At 50.2% G+C, this 25,531-nt stretch carries 28 protein-coding genes, 3 tRNA genes and 2 pseudogenes; 8 read left to right on the top strand and 25 right to left on the bottom strand.

Annotation, left to right across the window (positions count from 1 at the left end):
* Positions 1–134: 134 nt before the first annotated feature.
* The 6 genes from cheW to flhD all read right to left on the bottom strand — a co-directional run bounded on the left by cheW (position 135) and on the right by flhD (position 5,539).
* Positions 135–638, bottom strand: coding sequence for a chemotaxis protein CheW (gene cheW, locus J4614_RS04815; RefSeq protein WP_000147295.1), 504 nt, complete (start codon positions 636–638; stop codon positions 135–137).
* A gap of 20 nt (positions 639–658) precedes the next feature.
* Positions 659–2,674: a chemotaxis protein CheA gene (gene cheA, locus J4614_RS04820; RefSeq protein ID WP_000061302.1), complete on the bottom strand. Its 2,016-nt coding sequence runs from the start codon at positions 2,672–2,674 to the stop codon at positions 659–661.
* A 4-nt stretch (positions 2,675–2,678) separates the two neighbouring features.
* Entirely contained in the window at positions 2,679–3,608 is a 930-nt protein-coding gene (gene motB, locus J4614_RS04825) for a flagellar motor protein MotB (protein ID WP_000795653.1), read from the bottom strand.
* A complete protein-coding gene (gene motA / locus J4614_RS04830; protein ID WP_000906312.1) occupies positions 3,605–4,492 on the bottom strand; it encodes a flagellar motor stator protein MotA in 888 nt (295 codons plus the stop codon). The genes motB and motA overlap by 4 nt, the downstream gene beginning before the upstream one ends.
* A gap of 124 nt (positions 4,493–4,616) precedes the next feature.
* Positions 4,617–5,201, bottom strand: coding sequence for a flagellar transcriptional regulator FlhC (gene flhC / locus J4614_RS04835; protein WP_000605987.1), 585 nt, complete (start codon positions 5,199–5,201; stop codon positions 4,617–4,619).
* Entirely contained in the window at positions 5,198–5,539 is a 342-nt protein-coding gene (flhD, locus tag J4614_RS04840; protein WP_001518146.1) for a flagellar transcriptional regulator FlhD, read from the bottom strand. Before flhD ends, flhC begins: the two co-directional genes overlap by 4 nt.
* A 682-nt stretch (positions 5,540–6,221) precedes the next feature.
* On the opposite strand from flhD, the gene J4614_RS04845 reads away from it, so the two are divergent.
* On the top strand, positions 6,222–6,338 hold the full coding sequence (locus J4614_RS04845; RefSeq protein WP_001604673.1) for a hypothetical protein: 117 nt from the start codon (positions 6,222–6,224) through the stop codon (positions 6,336–6,338).
* The gene (gene uspC / locus J4614_RS04850) at positions 6,335–6,763 is read left to right on the top strand and encodes a universal stress protein UspC (protein ID WP_000122606.1); all 429 of its coding nucleotides are present in this window, start codon (positions 6,335–6,337) and stop codon (positions 6,761–6,763) included. Before J4614_RS04845 ends, uspC begins: the two co-directional genes overlap by 4 nt.
* 17 nt (positions 6,764–6,780) lie before the next feature.
* On the opposite strand, the gene otsA is transcribed toward uspC, so the two are convergent.
* The 4 genes and pseudogenes from otsA to J4614_RS04870 all read right to left on the bottom strand — a co-directional run bounded on the left by otsA (position 6,781) and on the right by J4614_RS04870 (position 10,169).
* Entirely contained in the window at positions 6,781–8,202 is a 1,422-nt protein-coding gene (otsA, locus tag J4614_RS04855) for an alpha,alpha-trehalose-phosphate synthase (protein ID WP_000089042.1), read from the bottom strand.
* Positions 8,177–8,980 carry a trehalose-phosphatase gene (otsB, locus tag J4614_RS04860; RefSeq protein ID WP_000840114.1) on the bottom strand — a complete coding sequence of 268 codons (804 nt, stop codon included), beginning with the start codon at positions 8,978–8,980 and terminating at the stop codon, positions 8,177–8,179. Before otsB ends, otsA begins: the two co-directional genes overlap by 26 nt.
* A 222-nt stretch (positions 8,981–9,202) precedes the next feature.
* Positions 9,203–9,383: pseudogene (gene araH, locus J4614_RS04865) on the bottom strand (L-arabinose ABC transporter permease AraH); the annotation flags it as partial.
* A gap of 228 nt (positions 9,384–9,611) precedes the next feature.
* The gene (locus J4614_RS04870) at positions 9,612–10,169 is read right to left on the bottom strand and encodes a DJ-1/PfpI family protein (protein ID WP_000754801.1); all 558 of its coding nucleotides are present in this window, start codon (positions 10,167–10,169) and stop codon (positions 9,612–9,614) included.
* Between the two features lie 557 nt (positions 10,170–10,726).
* On the opposite strand from J4614_RS04870, the gene J4614_RS04875 reads away from it, so the two are divergent.
* Complete coding sequence (locus J4614_RS04875; RefSeq protein WP_000741707.1) at positions 10,727–11,230, top strand: non-heme ferritin-like protein; 504 nt, start codon at positions 10,727–10,729, stop codon at positions 11,228–11,230.
* A gap of 178 nt (positions 11,231–11,408) precedes the next feature.
* On the opposite strand, the gene J4614_RS04880 is transcribed toward J4614_RS04875, so the two are convergent.
* Positions 11,409–12,047: an RpiB/LacA/LacB family sugar-phosphate isomerase gene (locus J4614_RS04880; RefSeq protein WP_000684804.1), complete on the bottom strand. Its 639-nt coding sequence runs from the start codon at positions 12,045–12,047 to the stop codon at positions 11,409–11,411.
* A gap of 255 nt (positions 12,048–12,302) precedes the next feature.
* On the opposite strand from J4614_RS04880, the gene J4614_RS04885 reads away from it, so the two are divergent.
* Positions 12,303–12,638 (top strand): YecR-like lipofamily protein, encoded by a 336-nt coding sequence (locus J4614_RS04885; protein ID WP_000803229.1) that lies wholly within the window; start codon positions 12,303–12,305, stop codon positions 12,636–12,638.
* A 239-nt stretch (positions 12,639–12,877) separates the two neighbouring features.
* The gene (gene ftnA, locus J4614_RS04890) at positions 12,878–13,375 is read left to right on the top strand and encodes a non-heme ferritin (protein WP_208293082.1); all 498 of its coding nucleotides are present in this window, start codon (positions 12,878–12,880) and stop codon (positions 13,373–13,375) included.
* 45 nt (positions 13,376–13,420) lie between these two features.
* Here ftnA and J4614_RS04895 read toward each other — a convergent pair whose 3' ends face one another.
* Positions 13,421–13,660: a YecH family metal-binding protein gene (locus tag J4614_RS04895; protein ID WP_000377238.1), complete on the bottom strand. Its 240-nt coding sequence runs from the start codon at positions 13,658–13,660 to the stop codon at positions 13,421–13,423.
* A gap of 226 nt (positions 13,661–13,886) precedes the next feature.
* Here J4614_RS04895 and tyrP point away from each other — a divergent pair, with 226 nt between their 5' ends.
* Entirely contained in the window at positions 13,887–15,098 is a 1,212-nt protein-coding gene (gene tyrP / locus J4614_RS04900; protein ID WP_001562965.1) for a tyrosine transporter TyrP, read from the top strand.
* A 74-nt stretch (positions 15,099–15,172) separates the two neighbouring features.
* Here the strand turns inward: tyrP and J4614_RS04905 are convergent, their stop codons facing one another.
* The 10 genes and pseudogenes from J4614_RS04905 to uvrY all read right to left on the bottom strand — a co-directional run bounded on the left by J4614_RS04905 (position 15,173) and on the right by uvrY (position 22,391).
* Positions 15,173–15,838 (bottom strand): YecA family protein, encoded by a 666-nt coding sequence (locus tag J4614_RS04905; protein WP_000781521.1) that lies wholly within the window; start codon positions 15,836–15,838, stop codon positions 15,173–15,175.
* Between the two features lie 238 nt (positions 15,839–16,076).
* On the bottom strand, positions 16,077–16,403 hold the full coding sequence (locus J4614_RS04910) for a glucose-6-phosphate dehydrogenase (RefSeq protein WP_208293083.1): 327 nt from the start codon (positions 16,401–16,403) through the stop codon (positions 16,077–16,079).
* A 212-nt stretch (positions 16,404–16,615) separates the two neighbouring features.
* Entirely contained in the window at positions 16,616–18,055 is a 1,440-nt protein-coding gene (locus J4614_RS04915; protein ID WP_208293084.1) for an SH3 domain-containing C40 family peptidase, read from the bottom strand.
* A 213-nt stretch (positions 18,056–18,268) separates the two neighbouring features.
* Positions 18,269–18,600: pseudogene (locus J4614_RS04920) on the bottom strand (hypothetical protein).
* A gap of 250 nt (positions 18,601–18,850) precedes the next feature.
* Positions 18,851–18,937, bottom strand: a tRNA-Leu gene (locus J4614_RS04925).
* Positions 18,938–18,948: 11 nt separating this feature from the next.
* Positions 18,949–19,022 (bottom strand) — tRNA-Cys (locus J4614_RS04930).
* Positions 19,023–19,073: 51 nt separating this feature from the next.
* A tRNA-Gly gene (locus J4614_RS04935) sits at positions 19,074–19,149 on the bottom strand.
* Positions 19,150–19,300: 151 nt separating this feature from the next.
* Entirely contained in the window at positions 19,301–19,849 is a 549-nt protein-coding gene (gene pgsA / locus J4614_RS04940) for a CDP-diacylglycerol--glycerol-3-phosphate 3-phosphatidyltransferase (RefSeq protein ID WP_001160192.1), read from the bottom strand.
* Between the two features lie 56 nt (positions 19,850–19,905).
* Entirely contained in the window at positions 19,906–21,738 is a 1,833-nt protein-coding gene (gene uvrC, locus J4614_RS04945) for an excinuclease ABC subunit UvrC (RefSeq protein WP_001289472.1), read from the bottom strand.
* Positions 21,735–22,391, bottom strand: coding sequence for a UvrY/SirA/GacA family response regulator transcription factor (gene uvrY / locus J4614_RS04950; protein ID WP_000611323.1), 657 nt, complete (start codon positions 22,389–22,391; stop codon positions 21,735–21,737). Before uvrY ends, uvrC begins: the two co-directional genes overlap by 4 nt.
* Positions 22,392–22,702: 311 nt before the next feature.
* On the opposite strand from uvrY, the gene J4614_RS04955 reads away from it, so the two are divergent.
* On the top strand, positions 22,703–22,858 hold the full coding sequence (locus tag J4614_RS04955; protein WP_000546183.1) for a hypothetical protein: 156 nt from the start codon (positions 22,703–22,705) through the stop codon (positions 22,856–22,858).
* Entirely contained in the window at positions 22,855–23,079 is a 225-nt protein-coding gene (locus J4614_RS04960) for a DUF2594 family protein (RefSeq protein WP_000106483.1), read from the top strand. Before J4614_RS04955 ends, J4614_RS04960 begins: the two co-directional genes overlap by 4 nt.
* Before the next feature lie 66 nt (positions 23,080–23,145).
* Here J4614_RS04960 and sdiA read toward each other — a convergent pair whose 3' ends face one another.
* The 3 genes from sdiA to tcyL all read right to left on the bottom strand — a co-directional run bounded on the left by sdiA (position 23,146) and on the right by tcyL (position 25,518).
* Positions 23,146–23,868 carry a transcriptional regulator SdiA gene (gene sdiA, locus J4614_RS04965; protein ID WP_024155212.1) on the bottom strand — a complete coding sequence of 241 codons (723 nt, stop codon included), beginning with the start codon at positions 23,866–23,868 and terminating at the stop codon, positions 23,146–23,148.
* 232 nt (positions 23,869–24,100) lie between these two features.
* Positions 24,101–24,853, bottom strand: coding sequence for an L-cystine ABC transporter ATP-binding protein TcyN (gene tcyN / locus J4614_RS04970; protein ID WP_208293085.1), 753 nt, complete (start codon positions 24,851–24,853; stop codon positions 24,101–24,103).
* Positions 24,850–25,518: a cystine ABC transporter permease gene (tcyL, locus tag J4614_RS04975; protein WP_001158238.1), complete on the bottom strand. Its 669-nt coding sequence runs from the start codon at positions 25,516–25,518 to the stop codon at positions 24,850–24,852. Before tcyL ends, tcyN begins: the two co-directional genes overlap by 4 nt.
* Between the last annotated feature and the right edge of the window lie 13 nt (positions 25,519–25,531).

Raw genomic sequence — 25,531 nt, forward strand, 5'->3', positions numbered from 1 at the left:
AATAACAGCGTCGCAGCGACGATGTCGGCGCAAAATGCAGGGGCTGGGCGCGGGCGGTGAAGAGGCACTCTCACCGTTGGTGGAAGCATAACGGTGAATATTGCCGGATGGCGCGACGCCATCCGGCAACGTTATTACGCGACGTGTGATGCTGCGATATCCAGCAGCGCCATCTCTTCGCTGTTAAGCAGTTTTTCGATATTCACCAGAATCAGCATACGCTCGCCGAGCGCACCCAATCCCGTCAAATATTCTGTTGACAAGGTCACGGCAAATTCTGGCGCCGGACGGATCTGTTCCGCCGTTAACGACAGTACGTCAGACACGCCGTCTACCACTATCCCGACGACGCGTTGCCCCAGATTCAGTACGATCACTACCGTATTGTCATCGTACTCTACGTCGCCTTCGCAGAATTTCACGCGCAGATCGACAATGGGGACAATCACGCCGCGCAGGTTAGTCACCCCTTTTATAAAGGCCGGAGTATTGGCGATGCGCGTCACCTGGTCATAGCCACGGATCTCCTGCACTTTCAGGATATCGATGCCGTACTCTTCATTTCCCAGTGTAAACACCAGGAATTCCTGACCTGACGGCTCGCCGGCCAGTTTGCTTACATTACTCATACCGGTCATATTATTCCCTTCTCACTCAATCAGGCGGCTGTGATCGCCATACGTTGTTCGCGGTTTAAACCCTGCAATGCGGAAACATCAACAATCAGCGCGACGCTGCCGTCGCCCAGGATCGTCGCGGCGGAAATCCCCGGTACCTTGCGATAATTGCTTTCCAGATTTTTGACCACCACCTGGTGCTGACCGATGAGCTGATCGACCAGCAGCGCGTAACGGCGTCCCGCGCTTTGCAGGATCACAACAATGCCCTGCGTGGCTTCGGTTTTCGCCCCGTCCACGTCAAACACTTTCCACAATTCGACCAGCGGCAAATACTCGCCGCGAACTTCCAGAACCCGTTCGCCGCCCGCCAGCGGATGAAGATCCTCTTCACGCGGTTGCAGCGACTCCATCACCGCATTTAACGGCAGGATAAAAACTTCCCCCGCCACGCGAACCGACATCCCATCGAGGATGGCCAGCGTCAACGGCAGCAGAATACGAATCGTGGTGCCGGAGCCTTGTTTTGACTGGATCTCAACGTGACCGCCCATCTCCTGAATGTTACGTTTCACCACATCCATGCCAACGCCGCGACCGGAGACATCCGTGACCTGTTCCGCAGTTGAGAATCCCGGCGCGAAGATCAACATGCCTACTTCATCGTCGGTCATGTTTTCATTCACCGCCATCCCCTGCGACATGGCCTTCGCCAGGATACGCTCACGGTTAAGCCCCGCGCCGTCATCGGTCACTTCAATACAAATATTCCCGCCCTGATGTTCTGCGGAAAGGATCAGATTGCCGACAACATTTTTCCCCGCCTCAAGGCGTTTTTCCGGCATTTCAATCCCGTGGTCGAGACTGTTGCGCACCAGGTGCGTCAGCGGGTCGATAATGCGTTCGATCAGGCTTTTATCAAGTTCAGTGGAGCTCCCCACCAGCGTCAACTCTACCTGCTTGCCCAGTTTGCCCGCTAAATCGCGTACCAGACGCGGGAAACGGCTGAAGACATACTCCATAGGCATCATGCGAATCGACATCACCGACTCTTGTAAGTCGCGGGCGTTACGTTGTAACTGCCCCATACTGGTAATGAGATCGCCGTGGTTTACCGGGTCCAGCTCGTTAGAACGCTGGGCCAACATTGACTGGGTAATCACTAACTCGCCGACCAGGTTTATGAGCTGATCCACTTTCTCTACCGCCACGCGAATGCTGGTGGACTCGCGTTCACGCGCAGGTTTTTCACGCCCCGCATGATGTTCATGGGCCGCGCTTTTGGCGGCTGGCGCAACGACTGCCGGAGGCGCTACCGGCGCTACCTCGGTTTTCTCTTGCGCTTTTTCCACGGGCGCGGCGACCACTTTTTCAAAAGCGATCTGATCGGCCTCGATGACAAAACAGAGCACCGCGACAATGTCATCTTCCGCGACGCTGCCATCCAGAGTTGCCGACAGTGAATCCGCTCCCTTAACGACATCCGTCAGAGTAGCCAGATTGCCCAACTCTTCTTCAAGCAGATCGACCTCATTGGCTTTCAACCGTGAAAGTACAATGCGCAGTTTACTCTCGTCACGAGGCGATTCAGTTTCGGCTACGCTCTCTTCCTGGATCGCCGCGCTTAGTGCCGCGGTTTCTACGACCGCCGGCGTGGTTTCGCCTTTCGCCTCCAGCGCCAACTGGCGTAGCGCATTGCAGATATATTCGAAGCTTGCGGCATCCGGCTCTTCGGAGTTTTTATAGGCGTCGAGCTGTTCCTGCATAATATCTTTCGTTTCCAAAAACAGGTTGATAATGTCGGTATTGAGCTGCATTTCACCGCGTCGGGCTTCATCCAGCAGGTTTTCCATTAAATGCGTGGTTTCCTGCAGAATAGTGAAGCCGAATGTGCCCGCGCCGCCTTTAATGGAGTGCGCCGCGCGAAAAATGGCGTTCAGTTGTTCAGCGTCCGGGGATTCCGGCACCAAATCCAGCAGATGCTGCTCCATATCAGCCAACAGCTCGTCAGCTTCATCAAAAAATGTCTGATAAAAATCGCTAATATCCATGCTCACGCTATCACCTCGGTTCCGCTTTTGGCGATGTGGGTACGCTTGCCGGCGGGGCTGCCGCAGGCTGTTGTAATACACTTACCGGCTCATTCTGGCTTTCAGCGTTTTCATGCAAAATGGCCTGTTCCGCCTGTTTGTTTAACACCAGCAGGCTTATACGGCGGTTGATGGCGTCATCAGGACCGCGATCGCTCAGCCGCATCGTGGCGGCCATGCCAACCACCCGTAATACTTTTCCGTTATCCAGCCCGCCAGCGACCAGTTCGCGACGCGAGGCATTGGCGCGATCGGCGGATAACTCCCAGTTGCTATAGCCTTTTTCGCCGTTCGCGTAGGGAAAGTCATCGGTATGGCCGGCCAGGCTAATGCGATTAGGTATACCGTTTAACACTGGCGCAATCGCACGCAGGATATCGCGCATATACGGCTCAACTTCGGCGCTGCCGGTTTTAAACATCGGGCGGTTCTGGCTGTCGATAATCTGGATGCGCAACCCCTCCTGAACTAAATCAATTTTCAGATGCGGACGTAACGCGCGCAGTTTGGGATCGGATTCGATCAGCTGATCCAGATCGCCGCGCAGTTTGTTTAACCGACTCTGCTCCATCCGTTTTTTCAGCTCGTCGATATTCGGCTGCTTTTCCACTTCACCCTGCTGTTGGGTGTAATCATCGCCGCCGCCTGGTATCGGGCTCTCGCTATTGGCAATCCGGTTCCCCCCCGTTACCGCGGTGGCCAACGGCGTACGAAAATATTCGGCAATCTGAATTAATTCTTTAGGGCTGGAGATGGAAATCAGCCACATCACCAGAAAAAAAGCCATCATCGCCGTCATAAAATCGGCGTAGGCAATTTTCCAGGAACCGTGCGCCCCGCCGCCGTGCGGTTTGTGCCTGCGGCGTTTTACGACGACAATGGGATGAGCCTGATTTTTCATGCTTCCTCAGTCGTCTGCTGCTGGTTTGGGTTTCTCACTGCGCGAACGTGTTCTTCCAACTCAATAAACGATGGACGCTCACTGGAATAAAGCGTTTTACGACCAAATTCCACGGCAATCGGCGGCGCATAGCCGTTCAGATTAGACAGCAGTGTAATTTTTACGCACTGCATCATCTTGGTGGTTTCGGCGCTCTTCTGGCGCAAAACGGTCGCTAACGGTGAAATGAATCCATAAGCCAGTAAAATACCGAGGAACGTACCTACCATGGCATGGGCAATCAGCGCCCCCAACTCCGCTGCCGGACGATCGGCTGAAGCCAGAGCGTGAACCACCCCCATTACCGCCGCGACGATACCAAAGGCAGGCAGCGAATCCCCCACCATCGCCAGACTGTTGGCCGGGACTTCCGCCTCGCTTTCATGGGTTTCAATCTCTTCATCCATCAACGCTTCAATTTCGAACGTATTCATGTTGCCGCTGATGATCAGGCGCAGATAATCGACAATAAAATCAAGCATTACCGCATCGGCCAGAATACGCGGATAACTGGCGAAGATTTCACTCTCTTTCGGATTTTCAATATCGCGTTCAAGGGAGAACATCCCCTGCTGGCGTGATTTGGCCATCAGGCGATAGAGCAACGCCAGCAAATCCATGTACATAGATTTCGTGTATTTCGAACGACGAAATAACAACGGGATCGCTTTCATCGTGCCTTTGATGGCCTTCCCGTTGTTGCCGACAATGAACGCCCCTATCCCCGCGCCGCCAATGATGACCAGTTCAGCAGGTTGATAGAGTGCCCCAAGGTGTCCGCCGGTCATGACATAACCGCCGAAAACTGTACCGATAACCACCAGGTAACCTAATAAGATAAGCACGACATCATCCTTCCGCTGTTGACTATGACAGGATGCGCAGTCGGGCGATTAACGCGAAGGCAAGGCAAAAAAAAGCAGCGGTAATGACTTACCGCTGCTGGAGTGTTTGTCCACACCGTTTCGGTTAAACAGCCTGTTCGATCTGTTCATCCAGCAGTTGTGGAATAATATCGGCAGCATCTCGGGAAAGTTTACGTCTTTTTACTGCGCGGGATGGCGGCTGGCATAAACTACACGCAAAGCTGCCCACGGGCTGATGCGCATGGGTAATAAAGTTCCCACCGCAGCAGTTACAACTCGACAATTCAAGCAACCCACTTTCAACAAAACGCACCAGCGTCCATGCGCGAGTCAGCGCCAACAACGGCCCTTCAGGCGGTTGCGGACACTGCTCAAGATAAAGCCGATAAGCTTTAATCACCGCATCCACACCGCTGCATAAGCCGGTCTTCAGTAAAAATTGCCAGGCGTTGCAGAACATGGAGGCATGAATATTTTGCTCCCAGGTCATAAACCAGTCTGTCGAAAATGGCAGCATCCCTTTAGGCGGCGGGCTACCGCGTAATTCTTTGTACAGCCTGATGAGGCGACCACGGCTGAGCTGTGTTTCGCTTTCCAGCATTTGTAGACGAGCGCCAAGATTAATCAACTCCATCGCCAACTGGATATCGCGAGCTTCCTGAACAATGCTTTTTTCACTCATTATCATGCCCTTTTCTTACGCGCCGTATCGTCCACTTCATTGAGCAGACGCGTTGAAAGCATGATACCTGTGTGAATCTGCTGTAAATCATCGACACGCGAATCCTGAGTCAAACGGGTGATCGTCTGATGATCGTCAAACCGGAAATGACAAACTAACTGGTTCGTCTCCGCCAGTTTAACCATCTGCGGCAAGGTCAACGCGCCCAGTGTGTTTGCCATCTCTTCGTTGATACCGAGGCGGAACATCGCAGATGCTTTGTCCTGGACGATCAAACGCTGTGCAAGGAGTAAATATGACAAATTGATGTCATAAATGTGTTTTAGCAACTCGGATGTATGCATTGTTCCCATCCAGAATAACCAACTTTATTTTTGTGCGACGTAGCCGCACCCCGTGATGTCGCCGGGAAGGCCCGGTAAAAGAAGCAAAAAGGTCAAATGCATAGCAGCGCTCAGACATTGTGGACATTGTGACGTATAACGCAGCTTCCCACTGAGATTCGCCTTACACGTTTACATCAATTTTTACAAATGCCTAAGATTTTTCCTAATTCGACGCAACTCTACTCGTCAGCTTCGTGACATACAACGGAGCGGGACGGCGATTTTAGAAAATATGTGATGTAGATCACATAATTTAACAGAATACTTACTATAAAACCATCAGCATGGCTTTTACTTTGTTTAATTAATAACCTAATGTTCACTTTTTCTATTCCACACTGCTGAATAGGGGTACGTCAACACCAAATTCTTTTTTGTTTCTCTCTGTTAAAATAACGCCAGGATAATAGATAACAGGCTATTATTTCTATTTTAGAAACGATTCTATTTTACCTTTAGTAAACAGTGGCTTAAATATTAAACGTTATTAATTAATCTCGTCACAGCATACGCCCTCCTCTGTTAAAAATAAGCTCATTTGATTTAACTTTTAGCTTTCCTTGTTCACCCGTTTAAATAAAGCATCCTGGTGGTGTGTAAAAAGTGTCTTATGCCACGATTCTTTACATAAGAATAATTAATGATTAATTATGATGTCCTTCACATTAATGTGGCATTAGCGCATTGCAGAAATGCGCTAAACAGAGTAAAGCTAAAGCACAATCTCATATTCTTGCAATCAAGGAGCGAGTTATGAGCTACACCCATATTCTTGTCGCCGTTGCCGTCACCCCGGAAAGTCACCAGCTACTGGCTAAAGCGGTCTCTATCGCCCGCCCTGTTCAGGCGAAAGTAAGCCTGATTACTCTCGCTTCCGATCCCGAACTGTATAACCAGTTCGCCGCGCCCATGATGGAGGATTTACGCGCGGTTATGCATGAGGAAACTGAGAATTTTCTTAAGATGCTGGGGGAAAAGGCGGATTATCCGATTGAACAAACTTTCATCGCATCAGGTGAGTTAAGCCAGCATATTTTGGCTGTGTGCCGCAAACACCATGTTGATCTGGTCATTTGCGGCAACCATAACCACAGTTTCTTTTCGCGCGCGTCCTGCTCGGCAAAAAGTGTCGTCAGCGCCAGCCAGGTAGATGTGTTGCTGGTGCCGTTAGCGGGCGACTAGTCGCCGCTCGCAATATTTCAGGCCAGCTTAGGGAACGTCGCCACGTTGTTCTGCTGCTGACGCTCAGGGCTACGCGGCGTGACCTCCTTTAGGTCATGAATAAAACGCTCCTGCCAGCGGTTAATGTCATTTTTAACGATCACGTCCAGCATTTCCGCATGGCGCGAAATACGCTCGGCAAGGGGCATCGTTAACGCACGATTGAGCGCCGCCGCCACGTCATCCCGATCGTAAGGATTGACGATTAACGCCGACGTCAGTTCATTCGCCGCGCCGGCAAACTGTGACAGTACCAGTACGCCAGGATTAGCGGGGTCCTGCGCGGCGACAAACTCTTTCGCCACCAGGTTCATCCCGTCACGCAACGGGGTGACGAGTCCGACGTCTGAATAACGGAATATCTTCATTAACAGTTTACGGTCAAAATGCTGATTCAGATAATAGAGCGGCGTCCAGCCCAATTGTCCATATTTCCCATTAATCCGGCCTGCTTCCGTCTCAAGCTGGTGGCGAATATCCTGATATGCCTGTACTTCGCCGCGTGACGTAGGCGCAATTTGGGTATAACGAATTTTTCCCCGATGCTGCGGGTAGTTTTCCAGTAGCGCTTCATACGCCAGAAAGCGTTCCGGCAGCCCTTTCGAATAATCCAGCCGCTCAACGGAAAAAATATTCTTCACATTTTTCAGTTCCGCCTTGAGCTGCGCCAGTTTAGGCGGCAACGGCCCGGCTGCCTGCAGAGCAATCTCATCGGGCTCAATACCGATAGGATACACTTCTGTCTGGAAGTCTTTACCCCACGCGATATGCTGCTTGCCGCTGCGAGTCGTGACTCGCGTTTGACTCGAAAGGCTATCCAGAAAAGCCAGGCGATCATTTTCTGTCTGGAACCCGAGCAGATCAAAGTCACACAACTGCTCCAGCAGTTCATCATGCGGCGGTAAAGCGTTAAAAATCTCCGGGGTCGGGAATGGAATATGCAGGAAAAAACCAATTCGGTTGTTCACGCCGCGTTTACGCAGCTCGCTGGCGAACGGTAACAGGTGGTAGTCATGCACCCAAATGATGTCGTTCTCTTTAATAAGGGGCAATAACTTATCCGCTAATAACGCATTCACCCGCATATAGCCTTCCCATGCAGGACGCTGAAACTGTACCAGGTCCAGACGATAATGGAACGCAGGCCAGAGAACCGCATTGGAAAATTGACAGTAATAATCTTCGTAATCTTGTTCACTCAGGTTAAACGATGCCCAGGTAATATTACCTTTTGTCACCTTTTTTAATGGCTCATCCTCGTTACCTGTCTCGCCACTCCAGCCGAACCACAACCCGCCAGCCGCTTTTAGCGCGCCAAGCACGCCAACGGCGAGGCCGCCGGCGCCGCCTTTATTATCCGGGGGGGCAATTCGATTAGATACTACGACTAAACGACTCATAGCCATCTCTCCTGTTATTCATTACTTGTTGTTCTTGTTGTGGATAATTGATTTGCTCCAGCCAGCGCCAGACATCGGGTACGCTTTCCAGCCGCCATGCCGCCTGGGTTGCCCCGACGCCCACTTTTACGGAAATTCCGCCAGCGTGATTCACCACGCCAAAGCCAGCCTCATCGGTCAAATCGTCGCCCACAAAAACGGGAATCCGTCCCGCAAAGGGCGCCTCCTGCATAAAGGCGGCAATGGCTTCGCCTTTATTGGTTCCCTTAGGTTTGATTTCCACAACACATTTACCAGGCTGCAACGCCAGTTGCGGCCAGTGCTGCGTAACGTGTTGCGCAAGCGCCAATAGCGCCGCTTCATGTTCCGGAGCCTGACGGTAGTGCAGCGCAAACGCCATCCCCTTCGTCTCCAGCTCCGTTCCGGGCAGCGCTACAAGCGTCGAACGTAATAACGCCTCCACCTCACGGACTACCGCTTCAGGAAGGCGCACGATATGGGTTTTACCATTGATGTCACGACGCTCTGCACCGTGAACGCCAGCGAGCGGAAAGCGAAAAGGCTTCGCCAAAGCATCCAGCTCAGTCATTGAACGCCCTGAAATCAATGCCAGTGCCCCTGCGTTGTGCGCCGCGAGACGGTCTAACAACTGAAGGATTTTATGCGGTACCACTACCTGATCGGGATGAGGCTTTATCTCTGCCAATGTGCCATCAAGGTCAAAAAAATACGCATAGTTCGCAGTGAGTTCGGGGGATACGGTTAACGGTTCTGCCACCCTGGTCTCCTCCTTATCATCATATTGAGACTCACAAACGGTCTCATTAGTCATGTAAGTATAGACAGTGTGACGCTGCTCGCCATTTAGAAAGACCATCGCCAGCCGAGGTAGCGGCTGGCGATGACGTGAAGCTATACTGTTTAGTTGAGTGTTAATTCATCAAATCGTACGCTTCGCTTTTTGCTTATAATGGTCGAAGATAACTGCTGCCAGAAGGATTCAGCCGCGAACCACGTATTGTGCAAAAGGTGAAATGTTGAACAGGTTCATCGCGTTCTCCACCGTTCCTGATATCAGTACGCTCGCCACCACATATGAGACTTTTCCGAGGCCGCCTTTCAGGAATCTCCCCTAAGACACACGCAGAAATAACGATTAACTCATAACCCAGGGAAGTCATTGACCAGCTTTAGCGTTTTTTATGTAGGGTAAAGTCAAACGATTCTTGTTAGAGAAGACGTAAAACGGTGCACTATCTTTCATTCATTAGATAAATGCTGATGGCAGGAATAGTTTTAGCGAAAAATGACATAACCCAGAGCGAATTCATCAGCCAAAAGGCAGGAAAGCCAGCACATTAATCCATAACATCAGCCAGCTAATCCTTACGGCCCTGGGTGAATAACGATTACCAGGAATAATAGATATGTTCAGCCTGTTCGCGAACCGGCACATCGTCTCCCAGCAGTCTGGCGGAAAGGGTTAGCGCGAAATCAAAGACATGCCCCAAGCCTTTGCCGCTAATTAAATTACCATCTTCAACAACGGGCGCATCCACATAGACACCTTCCGGAACCGCTTTCCACAGGTCGCCGGAACAGACATAACGACGCCCCTTCAGCAATCCGTGAGCACCCAGCACCCTTGCCGCCGCGGAACAGATAGGACAAATTAATTTGCCTGCCGCATCATGACGCGCAACGAAAGCGATCACCGCCGGATTAGCCGCCAGATTAGCGCTCCCCTGCGGACCGCCCGGCAGCACTACCGCATCGAAAAGCGCCTGCTGGCGTTCACTCAGCGTGCTGTCCGCAACCATAGGAATATCATGGTAACTCACCACCGCCCGTGATTCAGCACACGCCAGCGTTTCGACGTCGATATGCAAACGTCGCAGAATATCAAGAGTAACAATGGCCTCTGCTTCTTCAAATCCTGGTGCCAACAGCACTGCGACCTTTTTCATTGACTGCTCCTTGTTAACGAGTCACCCATCAAAACTGCGCTCAACCGAATAACGTGCTCGTATGATTAATGACATTAAAAATGATCTACCGCAAAATCGGCTAGTTTATAAAAACAGGCATATTTGCTCTCAACCGTTTATGCGTGTGATATCCAGACTGGCTAATGTTTATTTTATTGAAATTACCATACTTGAAAGGCTCACCTCATGATCTGAAACAATGTTTCATAAATTAGAAATCCATATAATATCATTTAACTTTCAAACAGTTGCAACCGCTCCACACCAAAAATCATTACACCTGAAAAAATCACACCGCTGAAAATGTAAAAAAAGATAAACAATTGCATTTAAGGATTTTCTTATTTTTATTGACGCGCTATTCTCATTACCGATCGATAAACAGGAAATGAGATCGCATAAGGGACTGGCGGAACGGAGTTCTTCTGCTAAGAGTATTTATTGTGCATAGATGATAGATGTAAGAAAGTGACAACGGCCCGTTGCATTCTCGTCTGTCATGCACATCAACACTTTCTGGAAATAAGGATATTGTTATGGCAGCTGTAGGAATGGTTCAAAAGCTCAACACGCCAATGAACCTTGAGTTTTACGCATCAAATCTTTACCTCCATCTAAGCGAATGGTGTTCTGAACACAGTTTAACAGGCACCGCCACCTTTCTTCGTACCCAGGCGCAAGGCAACGTGACGCAAATGATGCGCATGTTTAATTTTATGAAAAACGCCGGTGCCACCCCTATCGTTAAAGCCATTGACGTTCCGGGTGAAGAGCTCTGCTCTCTGGAAGAATTGTTCCAGAAAACCCTGGAGGATTATCAGCAACGCGCCAGCACGCTGTCGCGTCTGGCAGATGAAGCGAAAGCGCTGAATGATGCCTCAACGCTCGATTTTCTCCATACCCTGGAAAAAGAGCAGCAGCAGGATGGCGTACTTTTACAAACTATTCTCGAAGAAGTTCGCAGCGCTAAACGAGCAGGGTTATGCCTGGCGCAAACCGATCAGCATCTCCTTAACGTCGTGACCTATCAGCATCACTGATAGCGGCACCCCGAGCGACAATATTGAGACGTTATTAGCCGGATAGCAACGCGAATCAGCTTATCCGGCCTACACCGTTTCTGATCTGTTTGCCAGAGGTGGCGCCTGTCGCTACTGGCGTATTATCGGCACATCATGCCAGCCGACAGGCGCGAAACGTCTCTGGCTTGTCCGGGCATTACCCCAGCATCTCACGTACAAACGCTTCTATTTCTTTATTCTGGCCGTTTTCAAACAAACATTGCTGGAAACGCGGCCCTGAAACCGCCGTTTTAACCAGTTCAGGATCGATAGCCCGCAGTGTATCCAGATAATTCTCTTTGACGACCGCGGCCTTAACCTGGTTCAAAATGCCCGCATTGCGTACCTGCGGCGCTTTGCGCTCAGGCGGATACCCCTCGCCTTTACGCCCGGTAAACGCTTTTTCAAAGATGAAACGCACGTTCAGCTCAGCGCCCCAGCCAAAGCCTTTCGCAAATGGCAGGGACAACGCATTGCCGTTGTTGATCTGCGCAAACAGAAAAGCATCTGCCGGATCGATGCAATAGCCACAAATGACACCTGGATGAATATTTAACGACATCAGCGCGCCCTGACCGGTGCCACAGCCAGTAACCACAAAATCAACCGCGTTTGCATTAAGCAGAATACTTGCCATGATGCCTAAATGAATGTACGTCAGGTGATGGTCATTTTCGTCGCACATGCCGACGTTAAAAACGGGAAATCCCTTTTCATTGGCTACGGCGCTAAGTTCGTTATAAATGATGGCATTTTTGCTGGCCTGGCTATTTTCCATCATCAGTGCAATTTTCATCGTGTTCCTCCTGAATGCAGACGGCCGCGCCTGCGTAAATCATGACGTTTTGCCCACATTACACATTTGCGAACATGCATTCAAATTTAATGAAACGAAGTTTCATTAAATTAAAAGACGCTCACACATTTTCTGTTCCCGCTGTAAACCCCCTGCCGTTACCTTTAATCAAGGCGAATCCGTAAGTTATTCCAGCCATTGACGGTGCAAGACACGAGGTAGCATGGTCTGATACCGAATTGTCGGAGCGATTTTATGAAGCCTCTTATTTTTACTCTTTCACTGCTAGCCCTGACGGGATGCACCATTACTCGACAAGCGCAGGTCAGCGAAGCCAGCCCGATAAGCGGCATCGTGCGCCTGACGTATAACCAGCCGCTATTTTTTACTTCACGGACAGATGACTATGTATCTCACGGGACCGCAACACGCGAATGCCAGCAGATGGGCTATGCCGATGCCGTTTCGTTTGGTCAGCCGGTAGGAACCTGTAGCATTTATGCGGGCTCGTTGTGTCTGAACACCCGATTTACCCTCTCCTGGCAGTGCCGGGGCGTTGCCGTCCCGCAAATCATGCCGCTTTATTATTAAGGCGGCTGGCTTAACGCCGACACCATCTACAATGGAGGAGAGTGCAAGGTCGCTATTGCCAGCATGAAGGTGCTGGCTTTCCTTTATTTTTATACACTATACACTGGCGTTAATGCGTTTTATTCCCATTCGTATTTTTAATAATTAAATTTAATATTTTACCTTTTGCAAATAATAAAATAACAAATTATAGTGGCGCCACATTACTGTATATCTTTTGCTATTTGTGGAGCGGAACCATGCTGAAAACAGAAATGATCGACAAACTGAATGAGCAAATGAATCTGGAGTTGTACTCCTCCCTGCTCTATCAACAAATGAGCGCGTGGTGCAGCTATCACAGTTTTGAAGGCGCGGCCGCATTTCTTCGTCGCCATGCGCAAGAAGAGATGACGCATATGCAGCGCCTGTTTGACTACCTTACCGATACCGGAAGCCTGCCGCGCATTAATACCGTTTCTTCGCCCTTCGCTGAGTACACCTCACTGGATGAGCTGTTCCGCGCGACCTATGAGCATGAGCGGCTTATTACGCAAAAAATTAATGAACTGGCTCATGCCGCAATGACCAGCCAGGATTATCCGACATTTAATTTCTTGCAGTGGTATGTGGCAGAACAGCATGAAGAAGAAAAACTGTTCAAATCTATTATTGATAAATTAACGCTGGCGGGAAAAAGCGGCGAAGGGCTTTATTTCATTGATAAAGAACTCTCCACACTGGATACGCAAAATTAATCCAACACGTCCTTACACGGTGAGACGAGCTCTCACCGTGGCGTATTAGTGGCGGCAGATTTTACTCTCATGCGTTGAAAAACCGTCCTCCACGGCAATAAACTTTCCTTTCGCCGCCAGAAACGCGACCAGTTCCGCCGCCGTCATATCTGACGCTGAACAGGTGTGAAATCGTGCCCGCTCGCCAAAGCGCGCTTTTATTGCCGCCTCCAGCGAGGTATGCGTGTACTGCTCGCCAGACTCAATCATCATATTGAGTACTTCGTGACCGTGAATGGAATCCATAACCCCTCCTGAATAAAACTCGTAGCCTAATGTGTCCGTGTGCGAGCGACTTTGCGCTAGCGCAGGTTTGCGGCGGTTGTCCGCGTCTCTTCCCATATTCGCTTTTATGCCCGGAACTGTAAATTTTACAGTACACCAATTGTAACGACCATTTGACGAAAATAGCGTAATGCCTTACCCTGCGCCGCGGATATCACCGTTCTTTGTTACCGGGGTAGTAGAAAGCGTGAAAAACAGAACTCTGGGCAGTATTTTTATCGTGGCAGGCACCACTATCGGCGCCGGGATGCTGGCAATGCCGCTGGCAGCGGCTGGCGTTGGTTTCAGCGTCACGCTGGGATTGTTGATTGGCCTGTGGGCGCTGATGTGTTATACCGCGCTACTATTACTGGAGGTATATCAACACGTTCCGGCAGATACCGGGCTGGGCTCGTTGGCAAAACGCTATCTTGGACGTTACGGACAGTGGCTTACGGGATTCAGTATGATGTTCTTAATGTATGCGCTCACCGCCGCCTACATTTCCGGAGCCGGAGAATTACTGGCATCCAGTATTAATAACTGGCTTGGCGCCACGCTCTCGCCCGCTGCCGGGGTGCTGCTGTTCACCTTTGTTGCCGGTGGGGTGGTGTGTGTGGGCACCTCGCTGGTCGACCTTTTTAACCGCTTCCTGTTTAGCGCAAAGATCATTTTTCTGGTCATCATGCTTGCGTTGCTCACGCCACATATTCATAAAGTAAATCTTCTTACGCTTCCTTTACAGCAGGGGCTGGCGTTATCCGCCATACCGGTCATTTTCACCTCGTTTGGTTTTCACGGAAGCGTACCGAGTATTGTGAGTTATATGAACGGCAACATTCGCCGGCTGCGTTGGGTCTTTATGACGGGTAGTGCCATTCCGTTAGTGGCCTATATTTTTTGGCAGCTCGCCACGCTGGGAAGTATCGACTCGCCGACATTCAGAGGGCTACTGGCCAGCCATGCCGGGTTAAATGGCCTGCTGCAGGCACTCAGAGAAGTGGTCGCTTCGCCACATGTCGAACTGGCGGTCCACCTGTTCGCCGATCTGGCGCTGGCGACCTCTTTTCTGGGCGTAGCGCTAGGATTATTTGATTACCTGGCCGATCTATTCCAGCGCCGCAGTACGGTGTCCGGACGTCTGCAAACCGGGCTGATTACCTTTCTGCCGCCGCTGGCGTTTGCGCTTTTCTACCCACGTGGATTTGTGATGGCATTAGGCTATGCCGGCGTAGCGCTGGCAGTGCTGGCACTGCTCATCCCTGCCATGCTGGTCTGGCAATGCCGTAAACAGAGCCCTCAGGCGGGATATCGTGTGGCAGGCGGCACGCCAGCGCTGGCGCTGGTGTTTATCTGCGGCATTGTCGTGATTGGCGTCCAGTTTTCGATCGCACTGGGGTTCCTGCCCGATCCAGGTTAATGCCAGGCAAAGATTACCGGGCCCGGACGCCGTCCAGGCTCGATAATCATCACGCTATGGCCGTTTACGAGCCATTAATGCAGGCAGCACTGCTTAAATTTTTTGCCACTCCCGCATGGACAAGGATCGTTACGCCCCACTTTCACCTCTGCTTTTATCGGCATCTGTAGCGGCGTCGTGTGCGGATGCGCCATCCACCAGGCATGAAGCTCAAGCGCCGCGATACGGATAGCGTCAACGCTTTTATCGAACGCTTCCGGGCTCATTTTATCCAACAGCGCAAAGTTTTCTTCAGTGCCGTGTAAGGCAATCGCTTCCAGCGCCGGTTTTAGCGTATCCGGCAAGTCAGACCAGTCGGACAGCGACACTCCGCGCATGTAACCAAAGCACCATTCTTCAACAATCGTTAATTCATGGCCATCAACTTCTCGCAGGCCAAACAGCGGCTCGAACTGTTCTGGATAATCTTCAAGCCGGGCGGCTGTGTCCGCCATGTGCTGGAACACCAGATCCATAAATCGCGTCATTTCTTTTTCAGATGTCCAGCGCGGTACGTACGCGGGTCCCCCCCATATCGCGACCAGCCACTGTTCCGGCTCGATGGGACGCGGAGAACTTAGTACCGCAGTAATCAGACCGTCCAGCTCCGCGACATCCAAAATGGCCTGATCGGTATTGTATTTCGTCAGCACATCATCCAGCCATTCCAGCTCGTTCTCGTTTAATGGTTCCATTTTCATAACGCTTTTCCTCAGTGATGACTTCCGCCTGTAGGCCTCTTACATTGCAGCGGATAAAAATAATTTTTTTGCAGGCAGTTTGGATGGCAACCATCAGGGGCCAGATTAACACGAAATGAGGAGGATTCCGGAAGTTAACGCACAAAAGGAGGATCAGGGCGCAGATTTTCCGCCAGGAAACGCTCGCCCCACACAAAAGCGAGAGATGGGTTTCTCGCTATATTATACTCATGCTAACTTATACCACCGCCGCGGACAGATAAAACCGCCCTCTCAAATAGAGCTTATTTTCAGTAAAAAAGTGTTTAATGAGTTCGTCTACCGCTTTTCTGTCAGCAGAAAAGGTTATTTCCATAAACAGCGTATCGTACCCTATTTTGATATTTTTTTTCTTACAGTAAACACGGATCTCATCCTGCACACTCAGCAACGGCAGGCTAAATGTGTATAGCGGTTGCGGTTCTTTTTTCGCCGCTTTCTCAAAAACTTTAGTGACCAGATCCCCAAGATCGCGCTCTGACCGGGCACCGTTATTAAAATGCAATAAATTACGTCTTTTTACCACCCAGCCTCCAGCCAGATACCGCCAACAATAACTCTCACTTCAATGTGTGAGGCACATAATCACATCCAGAATCAGCTCCAGATAGTATTTCAAATAAACAGCCCGCACTATAGCACATACTTTTTTCAGACACAGTTTACAGGGATACTCTCTTTATATCCACGCGCACGGTTGCCTTAATCATGTCTTCCGCGATAACACAGTTTGTCAACCTATTCTATATAACCAAGCTTAAACAGAACCTTACCAGCCAGCGATATCAGCTCAGGATTTTCAGGATAAAAACGCAGTAACGGCAAAAATACCGCCTCACCGATAATGCTCCGGCTATTAGCATGGTTTGGGCGCAATCCCCAGATATTCTGATAAGTCATCGGCACGACCTGCCCATTCATGGTTGTGTTACCGATATACAGCATAATATGCCCTGGAATATAGACCAACGTAGTAAACGGTTTTCCGTATCTGGTGAGATAATCGATCCGCATTTGGGGATTTTTATGACTAAGATTGACCACCCGTCCAGCAGACTCTACCTGCGCGGATGAATGTCTGGGCAGGAATATGCCAAACGGCATTAACAGGCTGCGGACTTCGGCTGAACAATCATTATAAAAGTTAAAATTTCCCCAACCGTAGGGGGCGCCGTGCATTGCTTTCATTAGCACGGCGATATTTTCCGGCGTCATTTTCCACGGCATAGCCGTAAACTCGTTACCGCTTAGCCAGACCCAATGGATAAACGCACGACCATTGCTATCGCGAACTGGCGCCGCAATCAGGAACTGGCCCGCCCGTTGATGTCGGAACGGTAAAATAGTGCCCGGTCGCCCGGTGAAATAATAGACGCCTGCGGCATGGACAGAAACCGGCGCGTTGATAAATGCCCCCAGTTGCTTATGAGCAAGCAAAACCCACTGTGTTATAAATTTCTGATCCGCACTGGCAATATCTTCACTATGAACCCAGCCAGTTACCGCTGGTGAAACGACATATTGCCAGCGTTGGTCTTTGCTCTTCGTCAGCGTATAGACCGGCGTACCGGGACGCAGCGAAGACATTTGTAAATTATCAAACGGGTACCCCTCGCCCGCCTGACGGGGATCGTTAAAGAGCGGGTCGTCCGTTGGCAGCGCTCTGACTAAACTTTCCCTGACCATAATGCCTCGCCGGGAGGCATGATAGATATTGTCAATCTGCGTATCCGTATTCCCTCTAACCCCCTCTTTCCAGCGAGAGGTATAAAGTCTGAAGTTTTCCCCCCAATAAGCACTGCCGTCGCTAAGAAACTGCTTAATACTGGCATCCCGGGCCTGTGCTGCGTTTTTTTTCAGCAATGCGGTAATATAAAAACCATTCCACGGCGAGTGCGCTTCACTGTCCATTCCGAAATAATGAGATTTTAGTGCGTGAAAGTAGCGTTGTTGGGTAGCACTATCAATAACCGGAATAGTGTAATCAGCCGAGTCCGGAGGTATCCATTTATCAACCGACTGTGAATAATCCGCTAACGGAAAGCGTGTTTTTGTCGGGTCAATATAGCTCCCTGCGACAATTTCATCTTTGGCTGTTGATCGGTAGGTCGTCTGGTGGCAAGCGGTGAGGCACAATGGTATCAATAAAACGGCCCAGGTTTTCTTTTGCATCATCATCTCCGTAAAGCGGGGAAAGCATAATATAGAGACTGACCAAAACCGCCATTCACGAAAACCCGAAATTATCTGTAGTTGACCTGTTATTAAGACAATATTGCAAAACGTGATTAAAGCATGATGCGGATCACATTACCTTATGATCAATATTAGTTCGCTATCTACCTTTAGTTAAATTGTGCAGAAAATAACCCTGAACAGTTATATACTCGTTTAATTTGCATAAATACTCCACTGACCCGCCCCTGTTTTTTTCAGACAATACATACTGTAGCGCGTCAGCTCTACTTTTTTTATATACTCTGCAAAATCGTTTTCATCGACGTAGCCAATAAAATTACGCGCATCACATGTCGAAGAGGAAAACTCGCCTGGAAGAGAGTAGGTTGCGATTGCACTCTCAGGCTCATACAAAATAAAAAAAAGTAAAAAAGCGCAACCTACAATCCCAATATTAATGAAGCTAATAAACAATTTTGCATTATCGGTATATTTCACTGGCAGACCTACTCACTTTATAAAGCAGGCATAAAACATATCAGCATTTTTTATAGAGATTAATGGATTTTATCGGCTGATTTACCCGACGTTTAGTATTTACCAGGCATAAGTTCTTGCGGGTCGGTAGCACATAACTGTTGTACTGGCAGAAATGCCGCTACCGGTGTTTTTTTACCGTGTATCGCGCTGGAAAGTTCACGCTCGCGGTCGGCATACAAATTGAAGACACAAAAAAACCACCCGTAGGTGGTTTCACGACACTGCTTATTGCTTTGATTATTCTTGTCTTTCCCATGGTACCCGGAGCGGGACTTGAACCCGCACAGCGCGAACGCCGAGGGATTTTAAATCCCTTGTGTCTACCGATTCCACCATCCGGGCTCGGGAAAAATTGGAGGCGCGTTCCGGAGTCGAACCGGACTAGACGGATTTGCAATCCGCTACATAACCGCTTTGTTAACGCGCCAAATTTTTTTGCTTTTCAGCCAGCATCCGCTTTACGCCAATGCTTTTAAACTGGAGCGGGAAACGAGACTCGAACTCGCGACCCCGACCTTGGCAAGGTCGTGCTCTACCAACTGAGCTATTCCCGCAGTATCAAGCAACTTTGTTAATCACTTGATTTTGTTATCGTCTGGCAATCAGTGCTGCCGTTCGATGCGTTGCATTCTACTTACCTGACGCACTGAGTCAACGATATTTTTCGTCACTCACGATCGTTTGCTGAAATTTGCGGCGAAACGATCACTGATCAAGCAAATCTCCACGTGCAGCGCTCAAATATTGCAACATGGACCACAATGTTAGCACCGCTGCGACAAAGAAAAGCGCGATCCCGGCATACTCTACCCAGATATTCGGACGCCACAAGAGCCACGCCAGCGCCACCATCTGCGCGGTAGTTTTGACTTTACCGATCCAGGAGACCGCTACACTACTGCGTTTGCCCAGCTCCGCCATCCATTCACGCAGAGCAGAGATAATAATTTCGCGGGCTATCATCGTCGCCGCAGGTAACGTCACCCACCAGCTATGATAATGCTCAGTGACCAACACCATGGCGATCGCCACCAGCACCTTGTCGGCGACGGGGTCGAGGAAAGCGCCGAAACGCGTACTCTGGTTCCAGCGTCGCGCCAGAAAGCCGTCAAACCAGTCGGTAATAGCGGCAATACAGAAAATCAGCGCGCTGACCATCGGCGCCCAGGCGAACGGCAAATAAAACACCACGACAAAGAATGGAATCAGGATGACGCGAAACAGCGTGAGCAACGTAGGGATATTAAATTGCATAGTGACGGGTAACTATCTGTTGTCAGTGAAATTACCCCTATGTTGCTACAGTGGCCTCAATGTTTCAACGACCAGAAGATCTTTTCTGCCAGACCTTGCGAAATACCCGGCACTTTTGCAATTTCTTCTACGCTGGCGTTACGTAGTCCTTGCAAACCGCCCATATATTTCAGCAGCATCTGGCGACGTTTAGGCCCAACGCCTTCAATAGTTTCCAGCGTACTGGTATTTTTAACCTTTGCGCGTTTTTTACGGTGTCCGCCGATCGCGTGATCGTGCGACTCATCGCGAATATGCTGAATAACATGCAGCGCCGGCGAGTCCGGCGGCAGGCTAAACCCCTCTCCTTCCGGTTCAAAAAAGAGTGTTTCCAGACCGGCCTTTCTGTCTGCGCCTTTGGCGACGCCGAGCAACAAAGGGCGATGCTTATCCCAGGGGACATCCAGCTCAGCGAAAACGGCTTTCGCCTGGGCGAGCTGCCCTTTTCCGCCGTCGATCAGAATAACGTCCGGAATCTTACTTTCTTCTATGGCCTTGCCATAACGCCGACGTAGCACCTGATTCATCGCCGCGTAGTCATCACCCGGCGTGATGCCCGCGATATTATAACGACGATACTCGGCGCGTAACGGCCCGTTAGCGTCAAATACCACACAGGATGCGACCGTTTGCTCCCCCATAGTATGGCTGATGTCAAAACATTCCATCCGCTTGATCGCAGGAAGTTTTAATACCGCCGCCAGCGCAGTCAAACGCTGCGTGATGGTGGACTGCTGCGAGAGTTTAGTGATTAAGGCCGTTGCCGCGTTGGTCCGCGCCAGCTTGAGATAACGGGCGCGATCGCCACGCGGTTTTGTCTGGACATGAATACGCCGTCCGGCAAGTTCCGACAACGAATCGGCGAGCAGCGTTTTATCACTCAGATTAAAATCGAGCAGTATCTCGCCCGGTAGCGTGCGCATCTGGCTACCCTGCAGGTAAAACTGCCCGACAAAGGTTTCCACCACTTCGCCCAGTTCCGTACCACCAGGCACTTTTGGAAAATAGCTGCGGCTGCCCAGCACCTTACCCTGGCGAATAAACAGCACATGCACACAGGCCATACCCGCATCAAAAGCCACACCGATCACGTCGAGATCGTCGCCCGCATTGGAGACAAACTGTTTTTCCGTGACCCGGCGTACCGCCTGGATCTGATCGCGAATACGCGCCGCCTCTTCAAATGCCAGATCCTGGCTGGCCTTTTCCATCCGGGCAATCAGCTGTGTTAAGACCTGGTCGTCCTTGCCGGACAAAAACAACCGGACATACTCCACCTGTTGCGTGTACTCCTCCTCGCTGACCAGTCCTGCAACGCAGGGGCCTAAGCAGCGGCCAATCTGGTATTGCAGGCAAGGACGCGAGCGGTTGCGATACACGCTGTTTTCGCACTGGCGGATAGGGAAAATTTTCTGTAACAGCGCCAGCGTTTCCCGCACGGCATAGCCATTAGGAAATGGGCCGAAGTACTCGCCTTTCGCATGTTTGGCGCCACGGTGCATCGCCAGACGCGGATGGGTATCGCCGCTCAGAAAAATAAAAGGATAGGATTTATCATCACGCAACAACACGTTGTAACGCGGTTGATACAACTTGATGTAATTATGCTCAAGCAGCAGCGCTTCCGTTTCGGTATGTGTTACCGTGACATCAATGTGTTGAATTTGCGCAACTAGCGCTTCGGTTTTACGCGAAGCCAGGTTGCTGCGAAAGTAGCTGGAAAGACGCTTTTTCAGGTCTTTTGCTTTACCGACATAAATAACCGTACCGCCGGCGTCATACATACGATAGACACCGGGTTGGCTGGTAACGGTTTTCAAAAACGCCTTTGCGTCAAATATTTCACTCACTGGCTTGTTAACGTCTCCGCATTACACAGGCCATGGCGGATTGCCAGGTGAGTCAGCTCAACATCACCATGAATGTTTAATTTACTGAACATACGATAGCGATAGCTGTTCACCGTTTTAGGACTGAGATTCAGCTGTTCTGAAATCTCATTGACCTTCTGACCCTTGGTGATCATCAGCATAATCTGCAACTCGCGTTCAGACAAACTGGCGAACGGCGTTTCCGTTTTTGCAGGCTCGATCTGACTGAGCGCCATCTGCTGAGCGATATCGGAGGCGATATAACGTTGTCCGGAATACACCGAACGAATAGCGCTCACCACCTCCTGAGGCGCAGCGCCTTTGCTGAGATAGCCAGCTGCGCCAGCCTGCATCACTTTGGCGGGCAACGGGTTCTCCGTATGGACGGTCAGCATGATCACTTTGATATCCGCTGTCGATCGGGCAATTTTACGCGTCGCCTCAAGGCCGCCAATACCGGGCATGTTCATATCCATCAGCACGACGTCAACGGCGTTAGTACGGCACCATTTTACCGCATCCTCTCCGCAGCACGCTTCACCGACAACTTTAATGCCCTTTATATCTTCAAGAATGCGTCGTATCCCTGCGCGCACCAGTTCGTGGTCATCAACAAGAAGAACGTTGATCAAAGGAATATCTCCAGAATAGGGATAACGCTACTGATAGTTAATCGTCCTTATATTAGCTGGTTTTATCTCAACTTTGAAACGTAAAAAAACACCGGGTATTCGATTTTGCTCTCGTTTTTGGAAATTATGTTGTACGTCATGTGGCAACTGCCAACGTTGTAGCCCCTTCTGGCGGCGCTGTCCCGCGCTGCTATTTCATAATGGTGACAAAAATTTCACGTTCCGCTGTCTAAACACTAATTAGAGAATCAACTTTGTAACAATAATTAACGAGTGAAATACGCGTAATAAACAAAGAATGAAGAAAATATATGCATCACGCGGCAACGTTTATTTTGTGGGTAAACCTTCCTCTTTTTGATCAAAAAACAACCACTGCTATTTTTAGCGTAGCTTATGGTATACTCCGCCGCCTTAACATCTGCTATCGCACATTTTCACTGAAACATAACGAGGAAAATAAATGAGTACGCCTGATTTTTCCACCGCTGAGAATAATCAAGAACTGGCTACTGAAGTCAACTGCCTGAAAGCCATGTTAACGCTGATGCTGCAGGCGATGGGCCAGGCCGATGCAGGGCGCGTGATTCTTAAAATGGAAAAACAGATCGCGCAGATGGATGATGAAGCACAAGCGGCGGTATTTTCCAGTACGGTTAAGCAAATTAAACAAGCTTACCGCCAGTAGTAAAAAACCGGCTGTTAGCATCGCTTTCAGCCGGTTTCGCGTCTGGCGCGAAGCATCGTCAGCACGTCATATCAGACCTGTCGCCGCAGCGTAGCAGGCAATCTGTGTTTTATTTGGCGCATTGAATTTCTTCTGCATGTTTTTCTGATGGAAGTTAACGGTATTTTCAGAAATCGACAGAATAATGGCGATCTCTGATGAGGTCTTCCCTTCCGCCGTCCACTTCAGAATCTCTTTCTCACGTTTACTGAAACGCATCTCAGGCGCCATCACCATGTCGTCTTCAAATCTTGTCAGCGCCGAAAGACTCTCCCGCGCCAGCAGTTGCAACCTCAGCTCCACTTCATCGTAGGTAAACGAGGAGCAGCGTAAACTGCTACGGGAGACAGATAAAAAGCCCAGCGCCCGGTTCGGCAACATCACACACTGGGTTACGCCTCTGCGTAATCCGAAACGCTGGGCGGCATCCCACATCGCCTGCGCTTCATGAAATAGCATGTCATCCCAATGTAAATGACCCTGCCTGAAATTTTCCGGCTTTAATACCGGATCGATCGCAAAATAGTTTTCGGACTGATAATGCGTTACCCACGCCGGAGGATAAGTGGTACGAAGCGATATTTTAGGCCGGGTAAAGGGAACGGGATGACGAACACACAGGGCATAATAATCAAATTCCAGCCGCTGTGTCTGATATTGCAATTCAGTATAAACATCCTCTGCTGCCGCCATCTCCTGAAAGCGTAACAACATTGCGCGTCGCCAGGTGAAGAAATCATTTTCCTGCATATTTTATGGTCACGCCTTTGATATTGATAATCATTATTATGAATGACTTAAATTAACACATAAATAGTGTTTATATATAAGAAATATCGGACGAATCGTAGAATACTTGAGCGGCATTACAGTTTTTTGGCTTCCGCCTGAGAGCGAGGTTAATAATCTGGCAGAATGACTTCATAATTATTCATTGCGCTCGCCCGAGGCGCGGCTAATTCGGGCGAGCGTTGAAAAGGTATTATTTCACTAAAAATTTCTCAAGGAACTGGCGGGTACGCGGATGCTGAGGATCGGCGAACAAGGTTTTCGCCGGCCCCTGCTCGACGATTTGCCCCTGATCCATAAATATTGCCCGGTCAGCCACGTCACGCGCAAAGCCCATTTCGTGAGTGACGATCACCATCGTGCGCTTTTCCTGCGCCAGCTGGAGAATCGTATTAAGCACCTCGCCAACTAATTCAGGATCAAGCGCCGACGTCGGCTCATCAAACAGAATCACTTCCGGGCGCATCGCCAGCGCACGCGCAATCGCCACGCGCTGCTGTTGCCCGCCCGACAGGCGGCGCGGATAACGGGTCTCTTTACCAGCCAACCCGACTTTGGCTAACAGTTCCCGCGCCAGCGCCGTCGCCTCGGCTTTCGGCTCTCCCTTTACAATCACCGGACCTTCAATGATATTTTCCAGCACGGTACGATGCGGGAACAGGTTAAAACTCTGAAAGACAAAGCCGACATGCTGACGTAGCTGGCGAATCAACCCTTTTTGCTGGCTGAATGGGCGGGCGGTATCGATGATAATATCGCCTACTTTAATGGTGCCCGCTTCCGGTTGCTCCAGCAGGTTAATGCAGCGTAATAACGTTGTCTTCCCTGAGCCGCTCGGGCCGATAATGGCGACGACTTCTCCGGGCTTCACCTCAAGGTCAATACCGTGCAGCACCGTTTGACCATGAAATTTTTTGACCAGGTTGGTAACTTCGATCGCACTCATTTTGGCTCTCTCTCCTGGCGGTTAAGCTGGTTTTCAAAATAGTTTTGCAGTGCCGATAAGACGGTCGCCATTACCCAGTAGATTAACGACGCGGCCAGATACATGGTAAACACCTCCAGCGTTCGCGAGGTAATTAACTGCGCCTGGCGGAACAACTCCGGCACCTGAATCGTCGCGGCGAGCGACGTATCTTTCACCAGGCTGATAAAGCTGTTGCTCAACGGCGGAAGCGCGACGCGAGCCGCCTGCGGCAAAATAGCGCGACGTAGCGTTTGCCACGGCGTCATACCAATGCTCGCCGCCGCTTCCCATTGTCCCTTGTCGATAGCCGAGATCGCCGCGCGCAGCGTCTCGGACGTGTAAGCCGCGGTATTGAGCGATAAACCAATCATCGCCGCCGGGATAGGGTCCAGCTCAATCCCAAATTGCGGCAGGCCGTAATAGATCATAAATAACTGGGCGATAAGCGGCGTACCGCGAAAAATCGAGATATAAAAGCGTGCCAGCCAGCGAACCGGCCATAGCGGAGACATCCGCATCAGCGCCAGCACAAATCCCAGCAGCAGACCAAAAAACATACCGCCAATACTCAGTTGCAGGGTAAAGACGGCGCCTTTAAGCAAATACGGCAGCGATTCAATAACCAGTTGGATACTTTCTTGCATTCGCGTTGATTAC

The organism is Salmonella sp. 32031103-2018-00083-FB-01-SM-01, assembly GCF_017571995.1.
Taxonomy (GTDB): domain Bacteria; phylum Pseudomonadota; class Gammaproteobacteria; order Enterobacterales; family Enterobacteriaceae; genus Salmonella; species Salmonella enterica.

Bases quoted from the DNA above. Each gene is read 5' to 3' on its own strand.
- cheW (WP_000147295.1), bottom strand. From the start codon at position 638: ATGACCGGTATGAGTAATGTAAGCAAACTGGCCGGCGAGCCGTCAGGT.
- motB (WP_000795653.1), bottom strand. From the start codon at position 3,608: ATGAAAAATCAGGCTCATCCCATTGTCGTCGTAAAACGCCGCAGGCAC.
- flhC (WP_000605987.1), bottom strand. From the start codon at position 5,201: ATGATAATGAGTGAAAAAAGCATTGTTCAGGAAGCTCGCGATATCCAG.
- flhD (WP_001518146.1), bottom strand. From the start codon at position 5,539: ATGCATACATCCGAGTTGCTAAAACACATTTATGACATCAATTTGTCA.
- J4614_RS04845 (WP_001604673.1), top strand. From the start codon at position 6,222: ATGATTAATTATGATGTCCTTCACATTAATGTGGCATTAGCGCATTGC.
- uspC (WP_000122606.1), top strand. From the start codon at position 6,335: ATGAGCTACACCCATATTCTTGTCGCCGTTGCCGTCACCCCGGAAAGT.
- otsA (WP_000089042.1), bottom strand. From the start codon at position 8,202: ATGAGTCGTTTAGTCGTAGTATCTAATCGAATTGCCCCCCCGGATAAT.
- J4614_RS04870 (WP_000754801.1), bottom strand. From the start codon at position 10,169: ATGAAAAAGGTCGCAGTGCTGTTGGCACCAGGATTTGAAGAAGCAGAG.
- J4614_RS04875 (WP_000741707.1), top strand. From the start codon at position 10,727: ATGGCAGCTGTAGGAATGGTTCAAAAGCTCAACACGCCAATGAACCTT.
- J4614_RS04880 (WP_000684804.1), bottom strand. From the start codon at position 12,047: ATGAAAATTGCACTGATGATGGAAAATAGCCAGGCCAGCAAAAATGCC.
- J4614_RS04885 (WP_000803229.1), top strand. From the start codon at position 12,303: ATGAAGCCTCTTATTTTTACTCTTTCACTGCTAGCCCTGACGGGATGC.
- ftnA (WP_208293082.1), top strand. From the start codon at position 12,878: ATGCTGAAAACAGAAATGATCGACAAACTGAATGAGCAAATGAATCTG.
- J4614_RS04895 (WP_000377238.1), bottom strand. From the start codon at position 13,660: ATGGATTCCATTCACGGTCACGAAGTACTCAATATGATGATTGAGTCT.
- J4614_RS04905 (WP_000781521.1), bottom strand. From the start codon at position 15,838: ATGAAAATGGAACCATTAAACGAGAACGAGCTGGAATGGCTGGATGAT.
- J4614_RS04915 (WP_208293084.1), bottom strand. From the start codon at position 18,055: ATGATGATGCAAAAGAAAACCTGGGCCGTTTTATTGATACCATTGTGC.
- pgsA (WP_001160192.1), bottom strand. From the start codon at position 19,849: ATGCAATTTAATATCCCTACGTTGCTCACGCTGTTTCGCGTCATCCTG.
- J4614_RS04955 (WP_000546183.1), top strand. From the start codon at position 22,703: ATGCATCACGCGGCAACGTTTATTTTGTGGGTAAACCTTCCTCTTTTT.
- J4614_RS04960 (WP_000106483.1), top strand. From the start codon at position 22,855: ATGAGTACGCCTGATTTTTCCACCGCTGAGAATAATCAAGAACTGGCT.
- sdiA (WP_024155212.1), bottom strand. From the start codon at position 23,868: ATGCAGGAAAATGATTTCTTCACCTGGCGACGCGCAATGTTGTTACGC.
- tcyN (WP_208293085.1), bottom strand. From the start codon at position 24,853: ATGAGTGCGATCGAAGTTACCAACCTGGTCAAAAAATTTCATGGTCAA.
- tcyL (WP_001158238.1), bottom strand. From the start codon at position 25,518: ATGCAAGAAAGTATCCAACTGGTTATTGAATCGCTGCCGTATTTGCTT.